Here is a 22,647-nt window from a genome sequence, read left to right on the forward strand (position 1 = left end):
TATTAAGGTACTTTTGTACGCGCAAACTTGCAAATAAATAAATCAAAAGAAATGATTTTTACAGACACACATACTCACTTATATTCTGATGCATTTGCTGATGACCGCAAAGAAACAATAAATCGAGCGATCTCGAATGGAGTCACTCGTTTTTTTATACCTGCTATTGATTCTACATATGCCAAAAGTATGTTTGCCTTGGAAAGTGAATTTCCAAACAATATCTTCCTGATGATGGGTCTACACCCAACAGACGTAAAGTCTGAAACTTATAAAAATGAACTAGCTTTCGTAAAAAGCGAATTGAAACGACGTAAGTACTATGCAGTAGGAGAAATTGGCATTGACCTATATTGGGATAAATCGACATTAGAAATTCAACAAGAAGCATTTCAACGTCAAATACAATTAGCCAAACAGTTCAACTTACCCATCAATATACATTGTAGAGATGCCTTTGATGAAGTATTTGAGGTCCTTGAAAAAGAGAAAGACGAAAACCTTCGTGGAGTATTCCATTGTTTTACAGGAACAGAAGAACAAGCAACACAGGCAATTTCTTATAATCTAAAACTAGGAATCGGAGGGGTTGCTACTTTTAAAAATGGGAAAATAGACCAGTTTCTAAGCAAAATAGATTTGAAACACATCGTATTAGAAACTGATTCTCCGTATCTTGCACCCACGCCTTTCAGAGGGAAGAGAAATGAGAGTGCATACATTGTAAATATCGCAGAAAAACTAGCTGCAATATACAATGTATCACTTGAAGAAATTGCCAATATAACGACGGCAAACTCCAAAGATGTCTTTGGTATCTAAATAAAAAACATACTTAAACACTAGTTATAATAATAAAGCACGATAATGTCTAAATTTGACGAAATACGCCATTACCATGACCACGAGGTAAATGAGGTACTTAAACAGATCTCGAAACACCCAATGGTCAAAGCTTTAATGGGTTTTACTTTTCCAAACAAATCGGAAAACGACTGGATGGAAGCCTTAAAAGAAGTAAAGTCCATACAGCAATTTCAACATGATTTTGTTTATCATTCAATACAAAAAATACTAGAAAAAAGTTCAAGTGGATTGAGCTCATCTGGATTTGAAAAATTAAATAAAAACACCTCATACCTATATGTTTCTAATCATCGTGATATCATCATGGATACATCCTTATTGAATGTATTACTAAAAGATCACGGTATGATAATGACTGCCTCGGCAGTAGGAGACAACTTAGTTCAAAAATCATTTTTATTAGCTCTAGCAAAAGTCAATAGAAATTTTCTTGTAAAAAGAGGATTACCTCCTAGAGAGTTACTAGAAAGCTCTAAACTAATGTCTGAATACATTCGTCATTTAATTATTGATGAAAACCGTTCAGTATGGATAGCACAAAGAGAAGGAAGAACAAAAGACGGAAATGATGCTACGCATCAAGGTGTCTTAAAAATGTTAGGAATGGCCTCAGATCAAGAGGAATTAATGGACTACTTTAAAAATTTAAAGATAGTACCTGTTTCGATTTCTTATGAATACGATCCTACAGATGCGATGAAAATGCCTCAAATTATAGCTAAGGCAAAAAATGAAGACTATATCAAAAACAAAAATGAAGACTTCGCTAACTTATACAGTGGAATTATAGGCCAGAAAAGAGGTATTCATATTCATCTAGGAGATGTAATAAACACCGAACTAGATGATATTAAAGCTAATTTTGATAAAGCAAACAAACAAATACAAGCGTTAACATCTGTAATTGATCATTCGATCGTTACAAACTATCATTTGTGGCCAACAAATTATATTGCTTATGATATGATGTATAAGACTGATAAATTTGCTGATAAATACACTCAACAAGAACGTTCTCTCTTTGAAAGACGCTTAGAATTACGCGTAGATAAAAGTAACCCTATTGTCGTAGAGAGCTTCTTAGCGATGTATGCTAATCCTGTAGTTAATAAACTAAAATTGACAGAGCATGAATAAGCCAAACATATTACTAATCTATACAGGAGGTACTATAGGGATGGTCAAAGATTTTAAAACAGGCGCATTAAAAGCCTTTAACTTTGACCAACTTGTTGATCGCATTCCTGAATTGCATCTATTAGACTGCTCAATAGACACCTACTCTTTTGAGGTTCCTATTGACTCATCAAATATGCAGCCAGTCATGTGGGTTCAAATGGCTGAAGTTATAGAACAGTATTATGATCAATTTGACGGTTTTGTGATACTACACGGATCAGATACAATGTCATACTCAGCGTCTGCATTAAGTTTTATGTTAGAAAATATTAGCAAACCAGTCATTCTAACCGGCTCTCAGCTTCCGATCGGAGACTTACGAACAGATGCAAAAGAAAACCTCATCACAGCCATACAAATTGCTGCGTTACACGAAAATAATCAACCCGTCATTCAAGAGGTATGTCTATACTTTGAGTACAAGCTTTACCGAGGCAATAGAACATCTAAGGTAAGTGCAGAATTATTCAATGCTTTTACCTCTCCAAATATACCTCATCTAGCGGAATCAGGTGTGAATTTGAAGATAAACAAAGCCTTGTTACACCGACCTAGAGTAGGTAGTACATTTAGCATTCACAAAGAAATGTCTCAGAATGTTATGATTCTTAAAGTATTTCCAGGTATTCAGCAACGCCTATTTGAGTCAGTATTAAACATCGAAGACCTAGAAGGGTTAGTTCTAGAAACTTATGGATCAGGAAACGCTCCTACAGAATCTTGGTTCATTAACACCCTGGCAAAGTCAATACAAAGGGGATTAAAAGTAATCAACGTTACACAATGCCCAAGTGGCAGTGTACTGATGGGTAAATACGAAACAAGCACTGAATTAAAAGAAATAGGTGTAATCTCTGGTAAAGATATTACCACAGAAGCGGCGATTACTAAACTAATGTTCTTACTTAAACAACCTCGTGTAGATGACTTTAAATCACGTTTTGAAACACCTATTTGTGGAGAAATGGAAGATTAATAGTATATTCGCACGTCCAAAAAAGAAAGGTGGCCGAGTGGTTGAAGGCGCACGCCTGGAAAGTGTGTATACAGCAATGTATCGAGGGTTCGAATCCCTTCCTTTCTGCATCAAAAAGTCTTTAGTCAAATGACTAAAGACTTTTTATATTTGTTTGAGGTACAAAAAAAGAGTGATCCTAAATATAGAACCACCCTTTCCATCGTAAAATCGATTACTTTATAACTAACTTTAACCTAGGCCTGACTATGTCAGTTACTCCATTGCAGACCACTAATAACTAACCTTAAATATAACTTATATAATTACCTCGTTAGTAATCGATTGCGATACGTTGTATAACAACTTCTTTAATATAACTAACAACTTTTTGATGTTCAGGATGCGCTGCATATATTGCTAAATCCTCCAAACTAGCAAAGGTAGTATGCAACATAACGTCAAAATTAGAAATATCAGTCCCTTCCATATTAAACATTACCTGTATACCTATTAATTCCTTTATTTTTCCTTTTAGAGCTAATAGCTGCTTCTTCATTTCCATAGCATGCTGATCCTTATTCTCTTCTTTTAACTTCCACAAAACAATATGTGTAATCATTCGTTTACTAATTTTAATTTTACGTTAGCTAAAGATAATCACATCTATTGAAAAATGGATACTACTTACTTATTCAATTTGCCTTTTATCCTATTCGCTTCTTTAATAAATCCAGCTAATTGCTCAGTATCTCTTTCCTTTAAGTGGTCTCTAAACGCGCTTAACTTATCTAAATAAATATCTAAAATAGGTAAGATATGATCCGCATTCTGCTCAAAAATAGGCAACCACATATCGACAGAACTCTTCGCTAAACGAACTGTCGAAGCAAATCCACCAGCCGCTAGGTTGAATATAGCCGAATCATCTTTTTCTTTGTCCAGGACAGCCACAGCTAGAGCGTAAGAAATAGCATGAGACAAATGTGAAACATAACCTACATGTTCATCATGAGCATCTGCATCCATCAAAATCAAACGCATATTCAAGTGATAATACAATTCTGAAATAAGGTTTAGTGCTTTTGGTGAAGACTTCTCAGGGTCACAAATAATTGCCACTCTATCCTTAAACAGCCCTTTAAATGCAGCTTCTGGCCCACTATATTCTGTTCCAGACATAGGGTGTGTTGCCACAAAATTACCACGCATAGTATGCTCTGCAACATTCCTTGACAAGAGCGACTTTGTCGACCCTACATCAAGTACATATGTATCTTTTCTTATTCTATCCAATACGTAGGGCACCAATTCCACTGTAGCATTCACAGGAGTTGCAAGAACAATAATATCAGAATGTTCTATCAAACTATCCAATCCAACAGCTTCATCTATAATACTTAATTCTAATGCTTTATTTAAATTCTTTTCTGATAAATCAGTTCCTATAATTTTAGAAGCAAAAGACTTCTCTTTCAAGTCTAAAACCATAGACCCACCAATCAAGCCAACGCCGACTAGTCCAATTATTTTTCCCATATACTTTCTTTATCCAATAAACTAATTAAGAAGTCTAAAATACTAATCAATTAGTTATAATAGAGATGAAGGACAGACATATTTTGTTTTAGGCAATGCGCTATTATCTCTGATAGCATTAAACCCACCTTTTACATCCACTAAATTGCGAATGCCATATTTATATAATACTGATGCTGCTATCATACTTCGGTACCCCCCCGCACAATATATAATCAATAAATTGTCATCTGAAACCTCATTTATTCGATCAACCAACTGATTAAGCGATAGATTAATAGAATTTTCCAAGTGCTCTGCATTGTATTCGTTAATCTTTCTTACATCAAAGAGAATCGCGTTACGTTCAATAATAACACCTTCCATTTCATTAACATCAATGCGCTCAATTACGTCAACAGGCAATGATGCTTTCTTCCAAGTATCAAACCCTCCTTCCAAATAACCAATCGTTTGATCATATCCTACACGGGACAAGCGAATCATACTTTCTTCCTCTTTTCCTTCGTCAGTAATCAAGACAATCTTTTGTTTTATATCCGAAATCATCTCACCTACCCAAACAGCAAAAGGTCCTTTCAATCCAATATTTATACTTTTCGGTATAAATCCTTCAGAAAAAGTTTGAGGGTCTCTTGTATCCAAAACAAGTATACTATCATCATTCAATAATGCTTTAAAATCTTCTAGCTCGATTGGTCGATTAGCGCGATCTAAAACATTTTCTAAATGGTCATACCCCTGAATATTCATCAAAACATTATTGGGGAAGTATTGTGGAGGTTTAGCTAAACCACTCAATAGTTCACTTACAAACTCGTCTTCAGTCATATCAGCACGCAAAGCATAGTTGGTCATCTTTTGATTACCTAATGTATCCGAAGTCTCTTTACTCATATTCTTTCCACAAGCAGATCCTGCCCCATGATTAGGGTAAACAATTAAATGATCTGACAAAGGCATTATTTTAGTTCTCAATGAATGAAACAAATGTCTTGCAAGAATTTCCTCTGTTATTTCAGATTTAACCAACTGTACTAAATCTGGTCTTCCCACATCACCTATAAAAAGTGTGTCTCCTGTAATAAGAGCATGCTCTAATCCTTGCTCATCATAAATCAAATAAGTCGTACTTTCCATCGTATGTCCAGGAGTATGCAAAACCTTTACTCTAACTCCTCCAACATCAAACACCTGATTATCTGTTGCTATAATAGCATCATAATTAGGATTAGCGGTAGGACCAAATACAACACTTGCTCCAGTCTTCTTCACTAAATCTAAATGTCCACTGACAAAATCAGCATGAAAATGCGTCTCAAAAACATACTTAATCTTTGCACCTGCAGCATCTGCCCTATCAATATAAGCCTGTACATCTCTCAAGGGGTCAAATATTGCTACCTCTCCTTGACTCTCTAAATAATATGCAGCATGTGCAATACAACCAGTATAAATTTGTTCTATCTTCATATAACTTATTTTTCAGATGTAAAATTAACACTCTGATTATTAAACAAAAATGACATATATCATCAAAAAAATAAGAACCATGTATTAAATCTATTTCTACTTCCAATTCTTTCAATAAAAAAAGCCTAGCTTTCACTAGACTTACTTTCGCTTATACAAACCCTAACTTAATTGCGTTTTGAACTAAAGTTGCAGTATCAGACACTTCGAAGACTTGCTTCATCTTAGCCAATCTTTTCTTTATAGTTGGATTAGAAAGAGGTATATGCTCATCGAGTTCCTGTAATTTATACCCTTTCGATAACAAAACTAAAATAGCGCGATTGTAATCATCATACATCATCTCTTTTCTAACAATCTCACTAAGACAATGCTTTACAATCTCACTTTGATAACGGGTCCCATTAAGTACCTCTTTAACAATACCTATTAAACTATCTGGAGATATTTCATGTTTACTAGCCAATCCATCAGGGCGAATATTCTTCACTATTTCGTAAATAGTCAATACCTCAGTGTGCCCTGTAATCATCAGTGTCTTACATTCCGGCATAACTTTATTTAGATATAATATTATATCTCCACCGTCATTCCACTTGAAAGTTTCATTAGAAGGCACCGAAAAATCAACGATAGCGACATCAAAGAAATCACCATTCGCTACAGCTTCATCTATAATCTCTTTCGCAGAGAGACAGTCAAAAGCCTTCGTAAATTTTGACTTCCCTAGTAAACCTTCATCCTTATTTAAGGCCAGAATATACCCCTCTACAATCAAAGGGTGATCATCAACTAATAATATACTACACATAGATTAACTTATAAATTAACTTTAAAGGTAAGAATTATTCAATAAAAAATTAAACAAAACTTCTTTTTACCATATTCAAGTCGTTCAAAATTAGACAAACTATTACAGAAATAAAAAACAGTTCTTCTAAAAACATCGCATTTTACAAAAATCCTTAGGTAAACAAGTGAGTATTTGTATAAATTTTAGTTATTTTTATGACTTAACAATTGCCCCCATTATCTACACTTACATGAATTTTATAAAATACTTGTTACTAATACTAGTTGCACTACTACTTACAATTAGCTGTAAGCAAGAAAATAAGAACAACTATGTGTTTAACGACCTAGATATCACTAAAGAAGACTCTATTAAAACAATTACAAAGGCGGATAGTTTACTGACTCAGGCTCTATCCCTGAACAATAACCAAAAAAACAGATTTTATAGCTACGAACTCCTCAAAAAGTTATACAGCTTAGACCATTTCTCAGAATGTTCAAAATATGACTCGTTAATCAATCAATTATTATCTAAAGCCTTAAAAGCAAATGATGATGCTATCGTAAGCCGTGTTTATAAAATAAAATCTATGCGCAGTTACTACTCATCACAATTAGACAGTGCATACCATTACCTAGTAAAGGCTGAACAAGGTTTTACTTTTCTAAAAGACAGCATAGAACTAGGAAAAACTGCAATTGCCAAGGCACAAATACTATTTGAATACGGCGTATACACAGAAAGCGAAAAAGAGATCCTTACAGGGCTTAAATTATTAAAAACATCTAATGAGAAACGGATACTCTATAGGGCAAACCATCTACTAGCAATTAACTTGACTGAACTATTTGAATTTGAACAAGCGAGAAAATACTTTGACAATACACGTGTTCTAATTCAAGAATTATTAGAAGACAAAACCATCTCTCAAAAACAAGCAGAATATTTCTTAGCAAACCTCAATAATAACCTTTCTCACCTATATTATTATGAGAATGATTATAAAAATGCTAAGAAGTTTGCTTTAAAAGGAATTTATGAATCTCCTACTTTATCAAAAGACTCACAACTTTATACTATTTTATTAACCAATCTAATAAAAGCTAAAATTGAATTAAATGAGTATAAAGACACTAATAAAATCATTGAAGAGATTATCGCAATTGAAACTAGTAAAAACAAAAAAGGCCCATATAGTGGAGGACTACCTAGTACACTATTAGTCAAAGCTAAGTACTATCTACACAAAAATGATTTAGAGAACGCTATATTCTATGGCACACAGGCATATAAAAGAGCTACTTATGAAAAGAAATATCAACCAGCAAAAGAAGCGTTAAGTTTTCTAGCTAAATATGACCACGAAAACACTCTATCTCATATACAACACTTTATGGAACTAAATGATAGTTTAATAAAACTTAACAGGCATAGCAAAAACACCTTTGCCAGAATAGAATATGAAGTAGAAAGTTTATCAAATCAAAACAAAAAACTAATTGCTGACAAACGAATTATTTTAATTATTGGAGGTCTGTTAATCCTGATTTTCATCGGTACTATTATCAGCTTAATTCAGTACATTAAGAACAAAAACTTATTGTTTCAGCACAAAAACAAACTCAACGATGAAAAGATATATAAACTTATATTAGAGCAAAAAGAACTCTCGGAAAATGCGAAATTCAGTGAACGAAAAAGAATTGCTAAAGAACTACATGATGGTGTAATAAATCGTATTTTTACAACGCGCTTTCACTTAATGCAAATCAATTGTAACTCAGAGGAATCACAGCGTTTGATGTTAATAAACGAATTGCATAAAGCAGAGGAAGAAATTAGGACAATCTCTTATTTACTAAATCAAGAGAAATTATCTGACCAAAGCCGTTTTGACCAACTTGTAGATGATTTAATCTCTAATCAACAAAACGCGTTCAATACAAAATTTTATTACAAAGCTGATGAAAACTTAAAATGGGATCGTTTAAATAGTGAACAGAAATTAAATTTATACAGAATATTACAAGAGATCTTACAAAATATAAACAAACACTCTCAAGCTACTGAGGTAATCATCACTATCGTAAAACTTATGGTAGGTAAGTTCCAACTAATTATCAAAGATAACGGAATTGGTTATGATGTCAATAAAGTAAAAAACAAAGGATTAGGTCTTAAGAATATCATCGAACGTACTAAAAGACTTGGAGCTAGTATCTCTACTACTACCAAACCAAATGAGGGAGTAAAAATAATCTTAGAACTTGATATTTACAATAAGCACAAAAAAAGAGCTAATCGATAATGATTAGCTCTTTTATATTATACTAGCTTATTAGCCATCAAATATTCAGCAATTTGAATTGTGTTTGTTGCAGCCCCTTTACGAAGGTTATCTGCTACTACCCACATATTTAATGAATTTTGCTGTGTTTCATCTCTACGTATACGTCCTACAAATACATCGTTTTTCCCTTCAGCATACAAAGGCATTGGATAGGTATTCGTATCTAGGTTATCCTGAACTACAACCCCTGCAGTCTCATGTAACAATCTTCTTACCTCTTGAACATCAAAATCATTGATAAACTCAACATTTACCGCTTCACTATGCCCTCCTACAACAGGAATACGGACTGCTGTAGCCGTAACTAATACATTATCGTCACATAGTATCTTCTTAGTTTCCTTGACTAACTTCATTTCTTCTTTAGTATAGCCATTGTCCTCAAAAACATCACAGTGTGGAATTGCATTTCTATGTATAGGATAATTATAAGCCATATCTCCTTTGATATCTTGATACTCGTTCTCCAACTGTCTTACTGCTTTTACTCCTGTACCTGTTATAGACTGATAAGTAGAAACCACCACACGTTTAATACCGTATTTTTTATGTAATGGAGCTAGTGCCATTACCAATTGTATTGTAGAACAATTTGGATTAGCTATAATCTTATCATCTTTCGTTAAAGTATCTGCATTAATCTCAGGTACAACAAGTTTCTTCGTTGGATCCATTCGCCATGCTGAAGAGTTATCAATCACCGTTGTTCCATTTTCTGCAAACTTTGGAGCCCATTCAAGAGAAGTAGTTCCACCCGCTGAAAATAAAGCAATTTCAGGCTTCATTGCTATCGCTTCTTCCATGGACTTGATGATATACTTCTTACCTTTATATTCAATTTCCTTTCCAACAGATTTCTCTGATGCCACAGGTATTAATTCCGTCACTGGAAAATTACGCTCTGCTAAAACTTTTAGCATGATCTCGCCTACCATTCCGGTAGCCCCTACTACTGCTATTTTCATTTTTATATATTTAATTGATTCTTACAAATTTATTCGTTTACAATAAAACTTGAAAGTATTTTTTTAGACTAACTGCATATCTTTCATAAAAAGCTGAGTTCGTATACTCCCTTTCCAATGACTCTCTTCTACAGTATAAACAAAATTAAAAAAGCGACGATTATCGAGTTCTTTATAAAATTTACCAAAATGAAAGCCTAATACCGGAAACGACCGATCTAAATTACCTCTCTGTTTGACGTACAAATACAAATGTTCATCTCTATTGCCTATATAGCGCTTTCCTCCAGTATCATATACATTACTAGAAATAAACAAAGGCTTTTCATTGCCAGAACCAAAAGGCTCAAACTGTCTCAAAACCCTAATCATCTTAGGATTTAACACAGAGAAATCAACTTCAGCATCAATGACTAACTCAGGTATGAGATCTGACTCATTTAACGATTCCGATACCACTTTTTCAAACTTCTCTTTAAATGCTTCAAACTGATCCTTATAAAGTGTTAACCCTGCTGCGTACTTGTGTCCACCAAATTGTATCAGATATTCAGAGCACGCTTTAATAGCTTGATAAACATCAAAATTCTTAACGGAACGAGCTGACGCTGCCAAATGATCTCCACTATCAGTAAACACAATAGTCGGTCTATAATAAGTTTCTATTAACCTAGAAGCAACTATTCCTATTACCCCTTTGTGCCAATTTGGATTATAGACTACTGTCGATTTATTAAAAACCTCCTTATTTTCTACAATCATTTGCAATGCTTGCTCTGTAATACGCTGGTCGAGATGTTTGCGTTCACTATTTATCTCTAAAATATAATCAGCCAATTTATTTGCTGTCTCAATACAATTCGTTGACAACAATGACACCGCATACTTACCATGTTCTAATCTACCTGCTGCATTAATCTTTGGGCTAATCTTATAAACTATATCGCTTATAGAGAAATGTTCTTGCTTATAAGAGCTCAGCAACGCTTTTAACCCAGGCCGTGGGCTAGAGTTAATAACATCTAAACCAAAGTAAGTCAATATTCTATTTTCTCCTACCATCGGCACAACATCTGCAACTATAGCAGTCGCAACCAAATCAAGGTAAGGGGTTATTAAATCTAAAGGTTTTTTATAATATTCAAGCCAAGCTTGCATTAATTTAAATCCAACCCCACACCCACATAGTTCCTTAAACGGATAATGACAATCCTCGCGCTTTGGATCTAATACTGCACAAGCATTAGGCAGTGTTTCTCCAGGTAAATGATGATCACAAACTATGAAGTCAATACCTAACTCCGAAGCATAGTCAATCTCTCCAATTGATTTAATCCCACAATCAATAGAAACAATCAACTTCACATCATTCTTAAAAGCTTCTTCTATTCCAAGGTGTGAGATTCCATATCCTTCATTATATCGATCTGGTATATATGTGTCGACATACGGATAAAAACTCTTAAAAAAGGATGCTAGCATCGCTACAGAAGTCGTTCCATCTACATCATAGTCGCCAAAGATCATGATACGTTCATTCGCTGCTATTGCCTTTGATATTCGATCAATAGCCTTATCCATATCCTTCATCAGAAAAGGGTTATGAAGTTCCTCTAGTGAAGGACGGAAAAACGATCTTGCTTCATCAAAAGTACTAATACCTCGTTGAACTAATAATTTAGCTATAACATAGTCTACCTTTAATACTTCTTGGAGATGTGCGACTATCTCAGGATTTATTTCCTCTTTTAACTTCCAACGCATCTATATTAGTTATTATGGTAATGAATATTAGTCTCAACCTTTGCAAACTCTTTAAACATATCCATAACACCACAATATTTTTCAATTGATAAATCAACAGCTCTTTTCAGCTTATCTTTATCTAAATTAGAGCCATAAAAATGGTAATCTAAAATTACTGTATGGTACGTCGATGGGTCTTCATCTGTTAATAAACCTTCTGTCTCCATGACAAAATCTTCAACCTCCAAACGCATCTTCTTTATTAAATGAGCAATATCCAACCCACTACATCCAGCAAGTGCAGATAACATCAAGGCTTTTGGTCTTAGCCCCATATTATCACCTCCATTCTCTGGTCCAGCATCTATTCGCAATGTTCCTCCACTTGGATTAGTAGATTCAAATTGCATATTCTCAATCCATTTTGTAGTTACTTTATGTGACATAATTTATTTCCGTTTTTATCAAATGTATCAAAAAAAATCAATGTATACTGCGCTAAATCACAGCATACATTGACCTTAACATATTTTGCAACTAAGTTACTTCTTTTTTCCAGCGACAATGACAACAATTTCTCCCTTTGCTGGCTTCGCCTCAAAGTGCGCCAATACTTCATCTACACTCCCTCTCACCGTCTCCTCATGCAGTTTTGACAATTCACGCGATACCGAAATCTGTCGATCCGAACCAAAATATTCTCTAAACTCTCCTAGTGTCTTATTTAACTTATGAGGAGATACGTAGATAATCATCGTTCGTTCCTCTTCAGCTAATACTAAATATCGAGTTTGTCTTCCTTTCTTATCCGGTAAGAAACCTTCAAAGACAAATTTATCATTTGGCAAACCACTATTCACTAAAGCTGGGACAAAAGCTGTCGCTCCTGGCAAACATTCTACCGACACGCCAGCTTCTACACATGCTCTTGTCAATAAAAAACCTGGATCTGATATAGCTGGTGTTCCTGCATCTGATATCAACGCAAATGTTTCTCCTGACAACATACGCTGAACCAAACCCTCTACAGTTTTATGCTCGTTGTGCATATGATGACTAAACATTGGTGTATTAATCTCAAAATGCTTGAGAAGTTTACCACTATTTCGGGTATCTTCTGCTAAGATATAGTCCACTTCTTTTAAAACGGTAATTGCTCTAAATGTAATATCTTCCAAATTCCCGATTGGTGTGGGAACCAAATATAATTTACTCATACTTATATAAAACGTTTCTCTACAATCGCTAAAAAGCGACTTTCATATTCCTCTTTTCCTTCCCAGTTATTGTATTCAGGTTTAACTAAGTGATCAATCAAACTCATCGCTTCTTCAAAATTACTAACCGTATTTAGTTGAGATAAAACACGATTTAAGTCTTCTGCACTCCCCCCAAACAAATGTTTTTCAAAAGCGATACGATCATTTAATCCTACTGTAATAGATGAGTTATATATATCATTTAATGACTTTGTCTTCGCTATTCCAGGCTCTTTGACAGACATCGACTCTAAGTTAAATAAAGTGCTTTGACCTTCCCTCTCTTTATCTTCTCCATTTACCGAATCATTTACTTCTTCCGTCCCTTTTACTTCCTGAGATATCTCCTTTGTTTGAACACTATCCACACGTTGGAAGTCTAAATCTTGAAAGTTAAATCCCGAAAAAGGATCCTCTTCTTTCTTCAAAGGCGCTAAAGGTTCTTCCTCTGTATTTTCATCAGACTCAGTAGATCCAATATTACAACCATCTGTAACACCGCATTCCTCCAATGGTTTATATTCCATTGAAATATGATGTATTTCATCTCTTGCTATTTCAAGTTCTTTTGGTTGTGTAGTCTGAACACCCTCGTTTACCGTTTCCTTTTCAACCATTACCACCTTCTCAACTTCTTCTTCCTTTCTACGATCTATAAACTCCTCATCAGCAACTATTTCATCTTGCTCTTCAAGTATACTATACAGTGCCACTTTATCTGCTGAAAGTGTCTCCTCTACAGGAGTAATAGATAAATCAGTCGTATATTCAATTGGTAAAGTGATTGGTATATCATCTTCTAATATTTCCGGAGCAATTTTTCGGACTACCTCAGATATAAAATCATCAGAAGTAGATATGACATCTTCTTTCTCGGCTTCTACTACAAGAGGATAATCCTCTTCTATTAAGTCTAAAGGCATCTGATCACGTTCACTATAATCAATTAGACTTGGCTCATCATCTTCTACAGGAAGTAAAGCTAACTTATTTTCTATATCTTCTCTTGTTACTCCATCAGTTAGCCCTTTATCAAAACAGTCCTGATAAAACTGTAGGATTAATAGCTTTTCATATAAATTCTTAGTTTCCTTTAAGAGACTTTTTACATCTTTGTCTTTCATCTGTAGCACACGATGGACAATACTGATCAGCTCCCCTTCTAAGACTTTCTTCATAACTTTTAATTTGCATTAGTGATTTCCCTAGCTTTTTTTGATAAATTTGCACTTATACAAAATAACAAAATTAAACGCTGATTTCAGCCTGAAATTTACAAAATGTTTCTCGAAAATCCCGTTAATCACAAAGAGCAATTTGGTTGGATAGAAGTTATTTGCGGTTCAATGTTCTCTGGTAAAACTGAAGAACTAATCCGTCGACTAAAAAGAGCTAAGTTTGCCAAACAAAAAGTTGAAATATTCAAACCGTCTATCGACACTCGATATGATGAAGAATCTGTCGTATCCCATGACTCTAATGAGATTAGATCCACACCAGTACCTTCAGCAGCACACATACGCCTACTTGGAGACAGCTGTGATGTAGTAGGTATCGATGAAGCTCAGTTCTTTGACGATGAAATTGTAAGTGTATGTAATGACCTAGCCAATTCTGGTGTTCGCGTAATCATTGCTGGTTTAGATATGGACTTCAAAGGAAAACCTTTTGGCCCTATGCCTGCCTTAATGGCAACAGCAGAATATGTTACAAAAGTTCATGCAATTTGTACTCGTACAGGAAACCTTGCTAACTATAGCTTCCGAAAAGCAGCTAATGAGGATTTAGTACTCCTTGGAGAAACTCAAGAGTATGAACCGCTAAGTAGAGCTGCTTACTACAATGCTATGCGAGAAGCTCTACGCGAAAAGAACAAGAGGGAAGAGTAGCCAACCACACTAACTAACCAACCACACTAACCAACACTACAACCAATTCTTTCCTCTCCAATTATGAAAAAAATCTATAAAATCTATATTGATTCATATAGTGGATTATCTTCTGCTTCATGGATGTTAGCCATCGTTATGCTTATTAACAGAGCCGGTTCGATGGTATTTCCCTTTTTAGGGGTATATATGACAAAAAGACTCTTATTTACTGAAGAGCAAGCGGGGTATGTACTTGCTTGTTATGGTATTGGATCGATTATTGGTTCTACACTGGGCGGTTGGGTTACCGACAAAATAGGAAACTACAAAGTACAGTACCTTAGTTTGTTGTGTAGTATTCCAATCTTTGTTTTATTACCGTATTTCACTACTGTATTAACTCTAGGGCTAATGATATTACTACAAAGCACAATTAGTGAAATGTTTAGGCCAGCTAACTCAGTTGCGATTACCATGTATGCCAAACCAGAAAATATTACACGCTCTTTTTCTTTAAATAGGATGGCTGTTAATCTAGGTTTTTCAATTGGCCCTGCCATGGGAGGTTTACTAGCTGCTATCTCCTACTCCCTTTTATTCAACATTAATGCTTTTGCAGCTTTCGTTGCAGCTATTGTTTTCATCCAATTCTTTAAAAATAAGAAGACAAATAAAGAAATCTATGCAGAAGATTTCAATGAGGAAACAACAAACGAATTAATAACCAACAAAAAATCGCCATATAAGGACAAACTATTCCTTGTTTATAGTTTTTTCTGTACACTATATGCTATTGTATTCCTTCAACTTTTCAGTACTCTACCTCTCTTTTACGAAAAAATGGGAGGATTAGATGAATCGCAAATTGGTTTAGTACTTGGGTATAGTGGTCTTTTAATTTTCTTAACCGAAATGCTACTTGTTCACTTAGCCGAAAAATATTTAACAATACGCAAAACAATATTTTATGGTGTTTTGATTAGTGCTCCCTCGTTTTTAATACTTGCTTTTAATCATAGTATCATTACAATTTACATATCTATGACTATTCTATGTGTATCGGAAATGTTAGCAATGCCATATATGTCAACGGTAACAGCTATGCGTGCAGAAGCAAATAATAAAGGGGCATACATGGGAATTAATGGACTTACTTTTGCTATTGGCTTTATCGTATCTCCTATCTTGTCAACCAAGATTGCAGCTATATGGGGATATGAATATCTTTGGGTGTGTACTGCTACTTTAGTAGTTATATCTTCTATAGGATTGCATTATTCAGTCAAAAAAATGATTGAATAATCTTCTTTTACAGCAAGAAAAAACTAATTAAAGAACATCGTGAAATACTTACTTTGTTAAAGTTTGACACAAAAATATCGCTTAATTAGGCTAAAAAACATATTTAAATATCTTTGTAATTGATGTATAAACACAGTAAACATATAGCTTGGTTTCTTTGCCTAATCTTTGCTCTTCTAGGAGTTGAGAAAGTAAGCTATGCTTTTGAAAACAATTGCAGCAAGATGGCAACATACTGTCCATCGGCTAGTTTATACACTTACAATATACTACAATCAACAAATAATAAAGAAGATAGCGACTGCAATACAACTAAGTTAACAAATATAATCTGTGAAACTTTCTTTATCAACAATAACCCTGACATTGAATTAACAGAACAAAAAAGTACTGATTTATTCGCTCCTTTTTATTTTAAACAACGTATCCATTCGACACCATATATAACACTAATAGACCCTCCACCAATACAATCAGGTTCTTTATTCTAATAGCTTTCTAAGCTATTTTTTTTGCTCAAAAATTAACACAAGTAAACTATTCAGTAAACTTAAATAGACTTGATAGAATACAGCGATTTATCGTTGATAATTCCGTATTGGTCACATACATATCAATGTACTCCTATACATAATACTTGAAAGAATTTTATTCAAAGCAGAAAAGCTTCTTATACAAGTAAAAAACACCTTGTTAAAACAATAATAGGTTAACTAAAAGTACAAAAGCAGGTAATTAGTAAAGTAGAAAGACCGAAAAGTGCTATACGCAATCAATATACGCAAGGTGAAAAGGTCTAATCCATTCTAAAATAAACCTGCTTTTAAAGTGGGGTAAAGTTATTTTGACACATAAAAACATGTATCCCTCATCCATCAAACGACATCATCGAGATTACCCTATACAAATCACATACCAAAACAATTTCTCCTCCATAAAAAGCGATAAAAGACTAGATTAAATTATTTTGTTACATTTGAAAATACAATCAAATAAAAACTATGCAACAGAATAATACCCCATATGTGAATTCAAGTATCGAAGGGGCTATAGCAACCATCACTTTCTATAGTCCTGCAAGCAATTCATTTCCGAGTTCACAACTAAAGGAATTAACTAACAAAATAGAGAATCTTAGCAAGCTAGAATCAATTACTGTTATCATTTTGCAGAGTGCTGGTACAGGTGCATTTTGTGCTGGAGCCTCATTTGACGAACTACTATCTATCAAAGATGAAGCAACAGGTAAAGCATTTTTCTCTGGATTTGCTTCAGTTATTGACGCAATTCGCAGAAGTCCTAAAATCTTCATTGGAAGAATACACGGGAAAACAGTCGGCGGAGGTGTAGGACTAGCAGCTGCTTGTGAATATTGCTTTGCAACAGATAAAGCAGCTATCAAACTATCCGAATTAGCAATTGGAATTGGTCCATTTGTCATAGAACCAGCGGTATCAAGAAAAATAGGAAAAACAGCTTTTACTGAAATGTCATTAGCTGCTCATGAATGGAAGACGGCCACTTGGGCACAAAATCACGGGTTGTATTCTGAATTATATGATGATAACGAGCGTATGGATTTAGAATTGAATGAGTTTGCTAAACGTATTAGTAGTTATAACCCTCAAGCACTTGTAGAAATGAAAACAATATTTTGGGAAGGGACCGAAAACTGGACTGAGCTATTACATAAAAGAGCCGAGATTTCAGGTCGCTTAGTACTCTCTGAATTTACAGTCAACGCCCTTAACCAATTCAAAAAGAAATAATTTCTCTTTAATAGATAATACTGTTTTAACCCAAATAATTAAATAATAAAAATGAAATTAATTACTAAAGCTCTCTATGCGTCATTAATTGCACTATTAGCAGTTCCTACTACACACGCCACAACAACAAAAGATCTATTCGCCGAAAAAGGTAGAGACCGCAATGCACATTATGCTACTGAATTTTTAGAGCATTTAAATGTATCAGCAGGAATTTCAACACTAGGTTTGACTGTAGAAGTAGCAACACCTATAGCTTCCCACTTAAAACTAAGAGCAGGATTGAATTACTTCAATTATAATTCTACAGGGCATAACATAGATTTAGAAGACAATAATGGCTATTTCCAACAAGCTTTAGGGTACACACCTAACTTAGATGCAGGAGGAAAAGTTAACTTATTCCATGGGCATGCGTTAGTAGATTTTTATCCAGCAAAAAAAGGAATATTTTTTATAACAGCAGGTCTATATGCTGGTAAAACCTCTGTAAAGACCACTGGTGAACTAAAAGATCATCTAGGAAATCCAGTAGATTTACTAAATGGCCAAGACTGGCCAACCTTGGACTTTGAAGGAAACATTATTAGCTTGAACGAGGGAAAACTAAACGAAGAAATAGTCTTAGGAAACACTATAAAGCCATATGTAGGGATTGGACTAGGACGAGCTGTTTCAAAAAGAAGGTTCGGAGTAAAATTTGAACTTGGTGTTTTGTATCAAGGAGATTACACAATTACAAAACACGCTAACACACAACCAAGTGGAACAGAAGCTGACCTTTATGTAACTGATACAGAAGATTACACAAAATGGCTAAATTGGTGGCCAAAAGTATCGTTAAGCCTAAACTATCGCATTTTCTAAAAATAATAAACAACCTTTACAGCATTTAATAGTTTCAGCAAAGAAGGAAAAACAGTTGTATAAGTTCCTTATACAAGAGCACTTTTTTTGCTTACCTTTGCCAAAATTTTTAGTTATGCCAAAGATTAGAATCACAAAGCAATTTACATTTGAAACTGGACACGCTCTATACGGGTATGATGGAAAGTGTAAAAATGTACACGGACATAGTTATAAACTAGCAGTAACTGTAATCGGTAGCCCTATAGAAGACACTAATAATGTAAAGTTCGGAATGGTTATCGACTTTGGAGATTTAAAAAAGATAGTAAAAGAGGAAGTTGTTGATCAATTTGATCACGCAACTGTTTTTAACAAGAATACCCCTCATGTAGAGCTAGCTAAAGAATTAGAACAACGTGGACACCACGTAATACTAGTTGATTATCAACCGACAAGTGAAAACATGGTTGTTGATTTTGCACAACGCATTAAAAGTCGATTACCGAAAGACATTGACTTAGTTACGCTACGCTTACAAGAAACAGAATCATCATATGCTGAATGGCATCAATCAGACAATTTATAGGAATTGGAGATAAATATTCAAACAAATAAACAGGTTTATTTCGCTTCTGACCATCACTTTGGAGCGCCTACACGTGAATTAAGTATCCCACGTGAAAAGCTTTTTCTCCAATGGTTAAATGAAAAACAACAAGATATGGGCGCACTCTTTATCTTGGGGGATTTATTTGATTTTTGGTTCGAGTACAAAACAGTAGTACCAAAAGGTTTTGTTAGAATATTAGGAAAACTGGCTGAAATTAAAGATAGTGGTGTACCTGTTTTCTTTTTTGTCGGTAACCATGACCTATGGATGGATGACTACTTTCAAGTAGAGTTAGGAATACCTGTCTATCACGAACCAAAGATATTTAATATCAATGGTAAACGCTTTTTTATTGGTCATGGAGATGGATTAGGCCCAGGTGATTATGGATACAAGAGAATGAAAAAGGTCTTTACAAATCGATTCTCAAAATGGTTATTCCGCTGGTTACACCCTGATATTGGTGTACGATTAGCCTCATACTTATCGGTTAAAAATAAGCTTATTTCAGGAGATGAAGACATTAAATACCTAGGAGAAGATAAAGAGTGGCTTATTTTGTATGCAAAGAGAAAACTAGAATCATCGCATTATGATTACTTCGTCTTTGGACACAGGCACCTACCAATGATACTTGACCTTGGTAAACAAGCAAAATACGTAAACCTAGGGGACTGGATTAGTTATTTCACCTATGCGGTTTTTGACAATGACATAAAACTCATCGCTTATGAGCAAGAAATAAAACAAAGGGATACTACAGACTAACCTGTAGTGCCCTCTTTTCTTTTATATCCTTTTAAAACGGTTTATCGAGAATCCAATCCGAATGCCAAAAATAATCCCATTTGACAGCACCCAAATCTACAGTGTTATCGACAAATCGATGATAAGGCCTATTATTTATTGACACAAAGCTATCTGCAAATACTGATACGTCTTCTCCCTTATCTGCATATTCTTTCTTGATATACTGAGCCATTTGCCAAATCATATCAGGTGAAGTCAATCTAGCAGCTTGTTTTGGGGTTAGCACGTCCGAAAGTGGGTAGTAACTCCTTCCTCCTGTCTGTTTATTTTCAACAATAAAGTCTGTGTACCCTCCCCTTGATCTCAACATCATCCGCCAACTCAAACGGTGAGCTTCCTCCGTCCACAATGTGTCTCCTTCAATATAATACATACGTAAAGGCAATACCAATTGAATGAACATAAACACAGCGATTACATATAATTGTCCTTTTGTCAGTCCATATCTTATTCGCTCAACTAAAACATCTGTAGAAACACAAGGCTTTCGTTTAAAAAACAAACGGCGAATCTTCTCTGGTTCATAGAAGAACACAGAGAAGCTCAGAGCAAAATAAGGAAAAATACCAATGTGTAATGTAGCAGAATTAAACAAGTGAAAAACTAACGCTGCTACCACCCCAAGTGTACGTGTACGCTTCCATAAAAGCATCGGTACGATCAGTCCATCAAATAAAACACCTAAATAAGCGATACTAATCGTGAACCACTTGGTCGTTAATACTTCTTTAATTGTATCTGATACATAAGCACCCTCATACATCAGTCGAGTGAATGTACCATCTAACCAATCAGGATAAAACTTAGCAACTGTTCCATAAAAATACAAGACTGAAACCTGAAAAATAAAAATCCACGAAAAGTACCTTGGCATGGTTAGGCTTCGCGTTACCCGATGACTTCGTTCATCTAGAGAAGCATAAGAACTAGCTGGTAAAAAACACATATAAAAACAAATCACCAGCAGCATATAGTAATGATTGTTATAGGAAGTCTTTTGTATAAAATAAGCCCCTGCCCATAAAATAGTCAATAGAATCATACTCCATCGATAGCGCCACCCCAACATCACTGCTAAAGAAGCACACCCCATAACTGCAAAATAAATATACATCTGTGGACCAACTAATACTTGCAGAAAATCCATATGAATATGAGAAAAGGTCAATTGTACATCGACTAAGTTAGTGCGAACCCAGCCGGTCGCAATTGCCCCAAAGGACTCACAAGCGAATAAAAAGCCAAAAAAAATACGGAATAGAATTAGTGGGCTATTATCAATAGGTTGTAGTGCTTTTTTCCACATACTGTTCAAAAAATTCACGAGTGATGCGTTCATCATCTTTTAACATACTTACCAACTCGTCTAAGTTACTAAACTTTAATTCATCTCTAACTCTATCTAAGATACGAACTTTTAGCACTTGCCCATACAAATCACCTTCCCAATCGAGATAATTGACTTCAACACTATAAGGATGATCTTTAAAAGTAGGATTTATACCGACACTCATCATTCCCTTTACACGCTTCCCATTGATTGTGGATTCGACAACATATACTCCGTTCTTAGGAATCAATTTATACGTTTCATCAACGCGAAAATTAGCTGTAGGAAAACCAAGTGTTCGCCCTAGCTTCTTACCGTGAATAACAGTTCCTGTAAAATAGTAAGCATATCCAAGAAACTCATTAGCTAATGCCATATCACCTATCGCTAATGCCTGTCTCACTTTAGTAGAACTAATGGATACGTGATCAACTTCCTCTGCTAATATCTCTTCAACTTCGAAAGCATATTTCTGACCAAACGCTTTTAAATCACTAATATCAGCTGTACGATTCTTGCCAAATCGGTGATCATAACCTATAATAATCTTAGAGATATTAAAAGTATCTACCAGTACTTCTTTTACAAACTGCTCTGCTGTTAATTGAGAGAAATCATAATCAAACTTCTGTACAACGAGATTATCTAAGCCTAAGTGCTCTAATAATTCTTTTTTTTCCTCTAAAGTATTTAACAACCGGATACTATTATCTTGATTTAACACCATCCTTGGATGAGGAAAAAAAGTAAGCACAAGACTCTCTGCACCCTCTTTTTGCGCAGCAGATACAATACGCTGTATAATCTTCTGATGCCCTTTGTGTACTCCATCAAATGTCCCCAAAGTCGCTACAACTTTCTTTTCCGATTGAAATTCATTAATTGAAGAAAATGTTCTCACGTGAATTATTTAATTTAATTTTGTTGTCTTAGTTTTATCCCAATATCACCTCATTAGATTCAGGGAACGTAAAAAT

General features: G+C 34.7%; 22 protein-coding genes and 1 tRNA gene. 12 read left to right on the top strand and 11 right to left on the bottom strand.

What is annotated here, in order from left to right:
- Nucleotides 1–51 precede the first annotated feature (51 nt).
- From GJV77_RS03545 to GJV77_RS03560, 4 genes are all read left to right on the top strand, one after another.
- The gene (locus GJV77_RS03545; RefSeq protein ID WP_155034975.1) at nt 52–822 is read left to right on the top strand and encodes a TatD family hydrolase; all 771 of its coding nucleotides are present in this window, start codon (nt 52–54) and stop codon (nt 820–822) included.
- Between the two features lie 45 nt (nt 823–867).
- Nucleotides 868–2,004 (top strand): 1-acyl-sn-glycerol-3-phosphate acyltransferase, encoded by a 1,137-nt coding sequence (locus GJV77_RS03550; RefSeq protein ID WP_155034976.1) that lies wholly within the window; start codon nt 868–870, stop codon nt 2,002–2,004.
- Nucleotides 1,997–3,022, top strand: coding sequence for an asparaginase (locus GJV77_RS03555; RefSeq protein ID WP_155034977.1), 1,026 nt, complete (start codon nt 1,997–1,999; stop codon nt 3,020–3,022). The genes GJV77_RS03550 and GJV77_RS03555 overlap by 8 nt, the downstream gene beginning before the upstream one ends.
- A gap of 23 nt (nt 3,023–3,045) precedes the next feature.
- Nucleotides 3,046–3,130: transfer RNA gene (locus tag GJV77_RS03560), tRNA-Ser, on the top strand.
- A gap of 205 nt (nt 3,131–3,335) precedes the next feature.
- Here GJV77_RS03560 and GJV77_RS03565 read toward each other — a convergent pair.
- The 4 genes from GJV77_RS03565 to GJV77_RS03580 all read right to left on the bottom strand — a co-directional run bounded on the left by GJV77_RS03565 (nt 3,336) and on the right by GJV77_RS03580 (nt 6,824).
- On the bottom strand, nt 3,336–3,623 hold the full coding sequence (locus GJV77_RS03565) for a Dabb family protein (RefSeq protein WP_155034978.1): 288 nt from the start codon (nt 3,621–3,623) through the stop codon (nt 3,336–3,338).
- Nucleotides 3,624–3,688: 65 nt separating this feature from the next.
- On the bottom strand, nt 3,689–4,540 hold the full coding sequence (locus GJV77_RS03570; protein ID WP_155034979.1) for a prephenate dehydrogenase: 852 nt from the start codon (nt 4,538–4,540) through the stop codon (nt 3,689–3,691).
- Nucleotides 4,541–4,594: 54 nt separating this feature from the next.
- Nucleotides 4,595–6,013, bottom strand: coding sequence for an MBL fold metallo-hydrolase (locus GJV77_RS03575; RefSeq protein ID WP_155034980.1), 1,419 nt, complete (start codon nt 6,011–6,013; stop codon nt 4,595–4,597).
- 151 nt (nt 6,014–6,164) lie between these two features.
- Nucleotides 6,165–6,824, bottom strand: coding sequence for a response regulator (locus GJV77_RS03580; protein WP_155034981.1), 660 nt, complete (start codon nt 6,822–6,824; stop codon nt 6,165–6,167).
- Between the two features lie 232 nt (nt 6,825–7,056).
- On the opposite strand from GJV77_RS03580, the gene GJV77_RS03585 reads away from it, so the two are divergent.
- Nucleotides 7,057–9,117 carry a sensor histidine kinase gene (locus GJV77_RS03585; RefSeq protein ID WP_155034982.1) on the top strand — a complete coding sequence of 687 codons (2,061 nt, stop codon included), beginning with the start codon at nt 7,057–7,059 and terminating at the stop codon, nt 9,115–9,117.
- Between the two features lie 17 nt (nt 9,118–9,134).
- Here GJV77_RS03585 and GJV77_RS03590 read toward each other — a convergent pair whose 3' ends face one another.
- The 5 genes from GJV77_RS03590 to GJV77_RS03610 all read right to left on the bottom strand — a co-directional run bounded on the left by GJV77_RS03590 (nt 9,135) and on the right by GJV77_RS03610 (nt 14,307).
- Nucleotides 9,135–10,124 carry an aspartate-semialdehyde dehydrogenase gene (locus GJV77_RS03590; RefSeq protein ID WP_155034983.1) on the bottom strand — a complete coding sequence of 330 codons (990 nt, stop codon included), beginning with the start codon at nt 10,122–10,124 and terminating at the stop codon, nt 9,135–9,137.
- Nucleotides 10,125–10,187: 63 nt separating this feature from the next.
- Nucleotides 10,188–11,888, bottom strand: a complete 1,701-nt coding sequence (recJ, locus tag GJV77_RS03595) for a single-stranded-DNA-specific exonuclease RecJ (protein WP_155034984.1) — start codon at nt 11,886–11,888, stop codon at nt 10,188–10,190.
- 5 nt (nt 11,889–11,893) lie between these two features.
- Entirely contained in the window at nt 11,894–12,316 is a 423-nt protein-coding gene (locus tag GJV77_RS03600; protein WP_155034985.1) for an OsmC family protein, read from the bottom strand.
- 96 nt (nt 12,317–12,412) lie between these two features.
- Complete coding sequence (rsmI, locus tag GJV77_RS03605) at nt 12,413–13,087, bottom strand: 16S rRNA (cytidine(1402)-2'-O)-methyltransferase (RefSeq protein WP_155034986.1); 675 nt, start codon at nt 13,085–13,087, stop codon at nt 12,413–12,415.
- 2 nt (nt 13,088–13,089) lie between these two features.
- On the bottom strand, nt 13,090–14,307 hold the full coding sequence (locus GJV77_RS03610) for a hypothetical protein (RefSeq protein WP_155034987.1): 1,218 nt from the start codon (nt 14,305–14,307) through the stop codon (nt 13,090–13,092).
- A gap of 102 nt (nt 14,308–14,409) precedes the next feature.
- Between GJV77_RS03610 and GJV77_RS03615 the strand changes: the two genes are divergently transcribed.
- The 7 genes from GJV77_RS03615 (at nt 14,410) to GJV77_RS03645 (ending at nt 20,298) form a co-directional block, all read left to right on the top strand.
- Complete coding sequence (locus GJV77_RS03615) at nt 14,410–15,018, top strand: thymidine kinase (protein WP_155034988.1); 609 nt, start codon at nt 14,410–14,412, stop codon at nt 15,016–15,018.
- A gap of 63 nt (nt 15,019–15,081) precedes the next feature.
- The gene (locus tag GJV77_RS03620; RefSeq protein WP_155034989.1) at nt 15,082–16,302 is read left to right on the top strand and encodes an MFS transporter; all 1,221 of its coding nucleotides are present in this window, start codon (nt 15,082–15,084) and stop codon (nt 16,300–16,302) included.
- Between the two features lie 224 nt (nt 16,303–16,526).
- Nucleotides 16,527–16,793 (top strand): hypothetical protein, encoded by a 267-nt coding sequence (locus GJV77_RS03625; RefSeq protein ID WP_155034990.1) that lies wholly within the window; start codon nt 16,527–16,529, stop codon nt 16,791–16,793.
- 510 nt (nt 16,794–17,303) lie between these two features.
- Nucleotides 17,304–18,071, top strand: a complete 768-nt coding sequence (locus GJV77_RS03630; RefSeq protein WP_155034991.1) for an enoyl-CoA hydratase/isomerase family protein — start codon at nt 17,304–17,306, stop codon at nt 18,069–18,071.
- Between the two features lie 51 nt (nt 18,072–18,122).
- A complete protein-coding gene (locus GJV77_RS03635; protein ID WP_155034992.1) occupies nt 18,123–18,938 on the top strand; it encodes a hypothetical protein in 816 nt (271 codons plus the stop codon).
- A 115-nt stretch (nt 18,939–19,053) separates the two neighbouring features.
- Nucleotides 19,054–19,506 carry a 6-pyruvoyl trahydropterin synthase family protein gene (locus GJV77_RS03640; protein WP_155034993.1) on the top strand — a complete coding sequence of 151 codons (453 nt, stop codon included), beginning with the start codon at nt 19,054–19,056 and terminating at the stop codon, nt 19,504–19,506.
- 9 nt (nt 19,507–19,515) lie between these two features.
- Nucleotides 19,516–20,298, top strand: a complete 783-nt coding sequence (locus GJV77_RS03645) for a UDP-2,3-diacylglucosamine diphosphatase (protein ID WP_162521558.1) — start codon at nt 19,516–19,518, stop codon at nt 20,296–20,298.
- Nucleotides 20,299–20,329: 31 nt separating this feature from the next.
- Here the strand turns inward: GJV77_RS03645 and GJV77_RS03650 are convergent, their stop codons facing one another.
- Complete coding sequence (locus GJV77_RS03650; protein ID WP_155034995.1) at nt 20,330–21,646, bottom strand: HTTM domain-containing protein; 1,317 nt, start codon at nt 21,644–21,646, stop codon at nt 20,330–20,332.
- Nucleotides 21,618–22,571 (bottom strand): bifunctional riboflavin kinase/FAD synthetase, encoded by a 954-nt coding sequence (locus tag GJV77_RS03655; protein WP_162521557.1) that lies wholly within the window; start codon nt 22,569–22,571, stop codon nt 21,618–21,620. Before GJV77_RS03655 ends, GJV77_RS03650 begins: the two co-directional genes overlap by 29 nt.
- Between the last annotated feature and the right edge of the window lie 76 nt (nt 22,572–22,647).

It is taken from the genome of Myroides pelagicus, from assembly GCF_009711055.1.
GTDB classification, from domain to species: Bacteria; Bacteroidota; Bacteroidia; order Flavobacteriales; family Flavobacteriaceae; genus Flavobacterium; species Flavobacterium pelagicum.

Coding starts and splice junctions, on each gene's coding strand:
- GJV77_RS03585 (WP_155034982.1), top strand. CDS start 7,057: ATGAATTTTATAAAATACTTGTTACTAATACTAGTTGCACTACTACTT.
- GJV77_RS03545 (WP_155034975.1), top strand. CDS start 52: ATGATTTTTACAGACACACATACTCACTTATATTCTGATGCATTTGCT.
- GJV77_RS03610 (WP_155034987.1), bottom strand. CDS start 14,307: ATGAAGAAAGTCTTAGAAGGGGAGCTGATCAGTATTGTCCATCGTGTG.
- rsmI (WP_155034986.1), bottom strand. CDS start 13,087: ATGAGTAAATTATATTTGGTTCCCACACCAATCGGGAATTTGGAAGAT.
- GJV77_RS03640 (WP_155034993.1), top strand. CDS start 19,054: ATGCCAAAGATTAGAATCACAAAGCAATTTACATTTGAAACTGGACAC.
- GJV77_RS03650 (WP_155034995.1), bottom strand. CDS start 21,646: ATGTGGAAAAAAGCACTACAACCTATTGATAATAGCCCACTAATTCTA.
- GJV77_RS03575 (WP_155034980.1), bottom strand. CDS start 6,013: ATGAAGATAGAACAAATTTATACTGGTTGTATTGCACATGCTGCATAT.
- GJV77_RS03635 (WP_155034992.1), top strand. CDS start 18,123: ATGAAATTAATTACTAAAGCTCTCTATGCGTCATTAATTGCACTATTA.
- GJV77_RS03565 (WP_155034978.1), bottom strand. CDS start 3,623: ATGATTACACATATTGTTTTGTGGAAGTTAAAAGAAGAGAATAAGGAT.
- GJV77_RS03580 (WP_155034981.1), bottom strand. CDS start 6,824: ATGTGTAGTATATTATTAGTTGATGATCACCCTTTGATTGTAGAGGGG.
- GJV77_RS03570 (WP_155034979.1), bottom strand. CDS start 4,540: ATGGGAAAAATAATTGGACTAGTCGGCGTTGGCTTGATTGGTGGGTCT.
- GJV77_RS03550 (WP_155034976.1), top strand. CDS start 868: ATGTCTAAATTTGACGAAATACGCCATTACCATGACCACGAGGTAAAT.
- GJV77_RS03625 (WP_155034990.1), top strand. CDS start 16,527: ATGGCAACATACTGTCCATCGGCTAGTTTATACACTTACAATATACTA.
- recJ (WP_155034984.1), bottom strand. CDS start 11,888: ATGCGTTGGAAGTTAAAAGAGGAAATAAATCCTGAGATAGTCGCACAT.
- GJV77_RS03555 (WP_155034977.1), top strand. CDS start 1,997: ATGAATAAGCCAAACATATTACTAATCTATACAGGAGGTACTATAGGG.
- GJV77_RS03600 (WP_155034985.1), bottom strand. CDS start 12,316: ATGTCACATAAAGTAACTACAAAATGGATTGAGAATATGCAATTTGAA.
- GJV77_RS03615 (WP_155034988.1), top strand. CDS start 14,410: ATGTTTCTCGAAAATCCCGTTAATCACAAAGAGCAATTTGGTTGGATA.
- GJV77_RS03620 (WP_155034989.1), top strand. CDS start 15,082: ATGAAAAAAATCTATAAAATCTATATTGATTCATATAGTGGATTATCT.
- GJV77_RS03590 (WP_155034983.1), bottom strand. CDS start 10,124: ATGAAAATAGCAGTAGTAGGGGCTACCGGAATGGTAGGCGAGATCATG.
- GJV77_RS03630 (WP_155034991.1), top strand. CDS start 17,304: ATGCAACAGAATAATACCCCATATGTGAATTCAAGTATCGAAGGGGCT.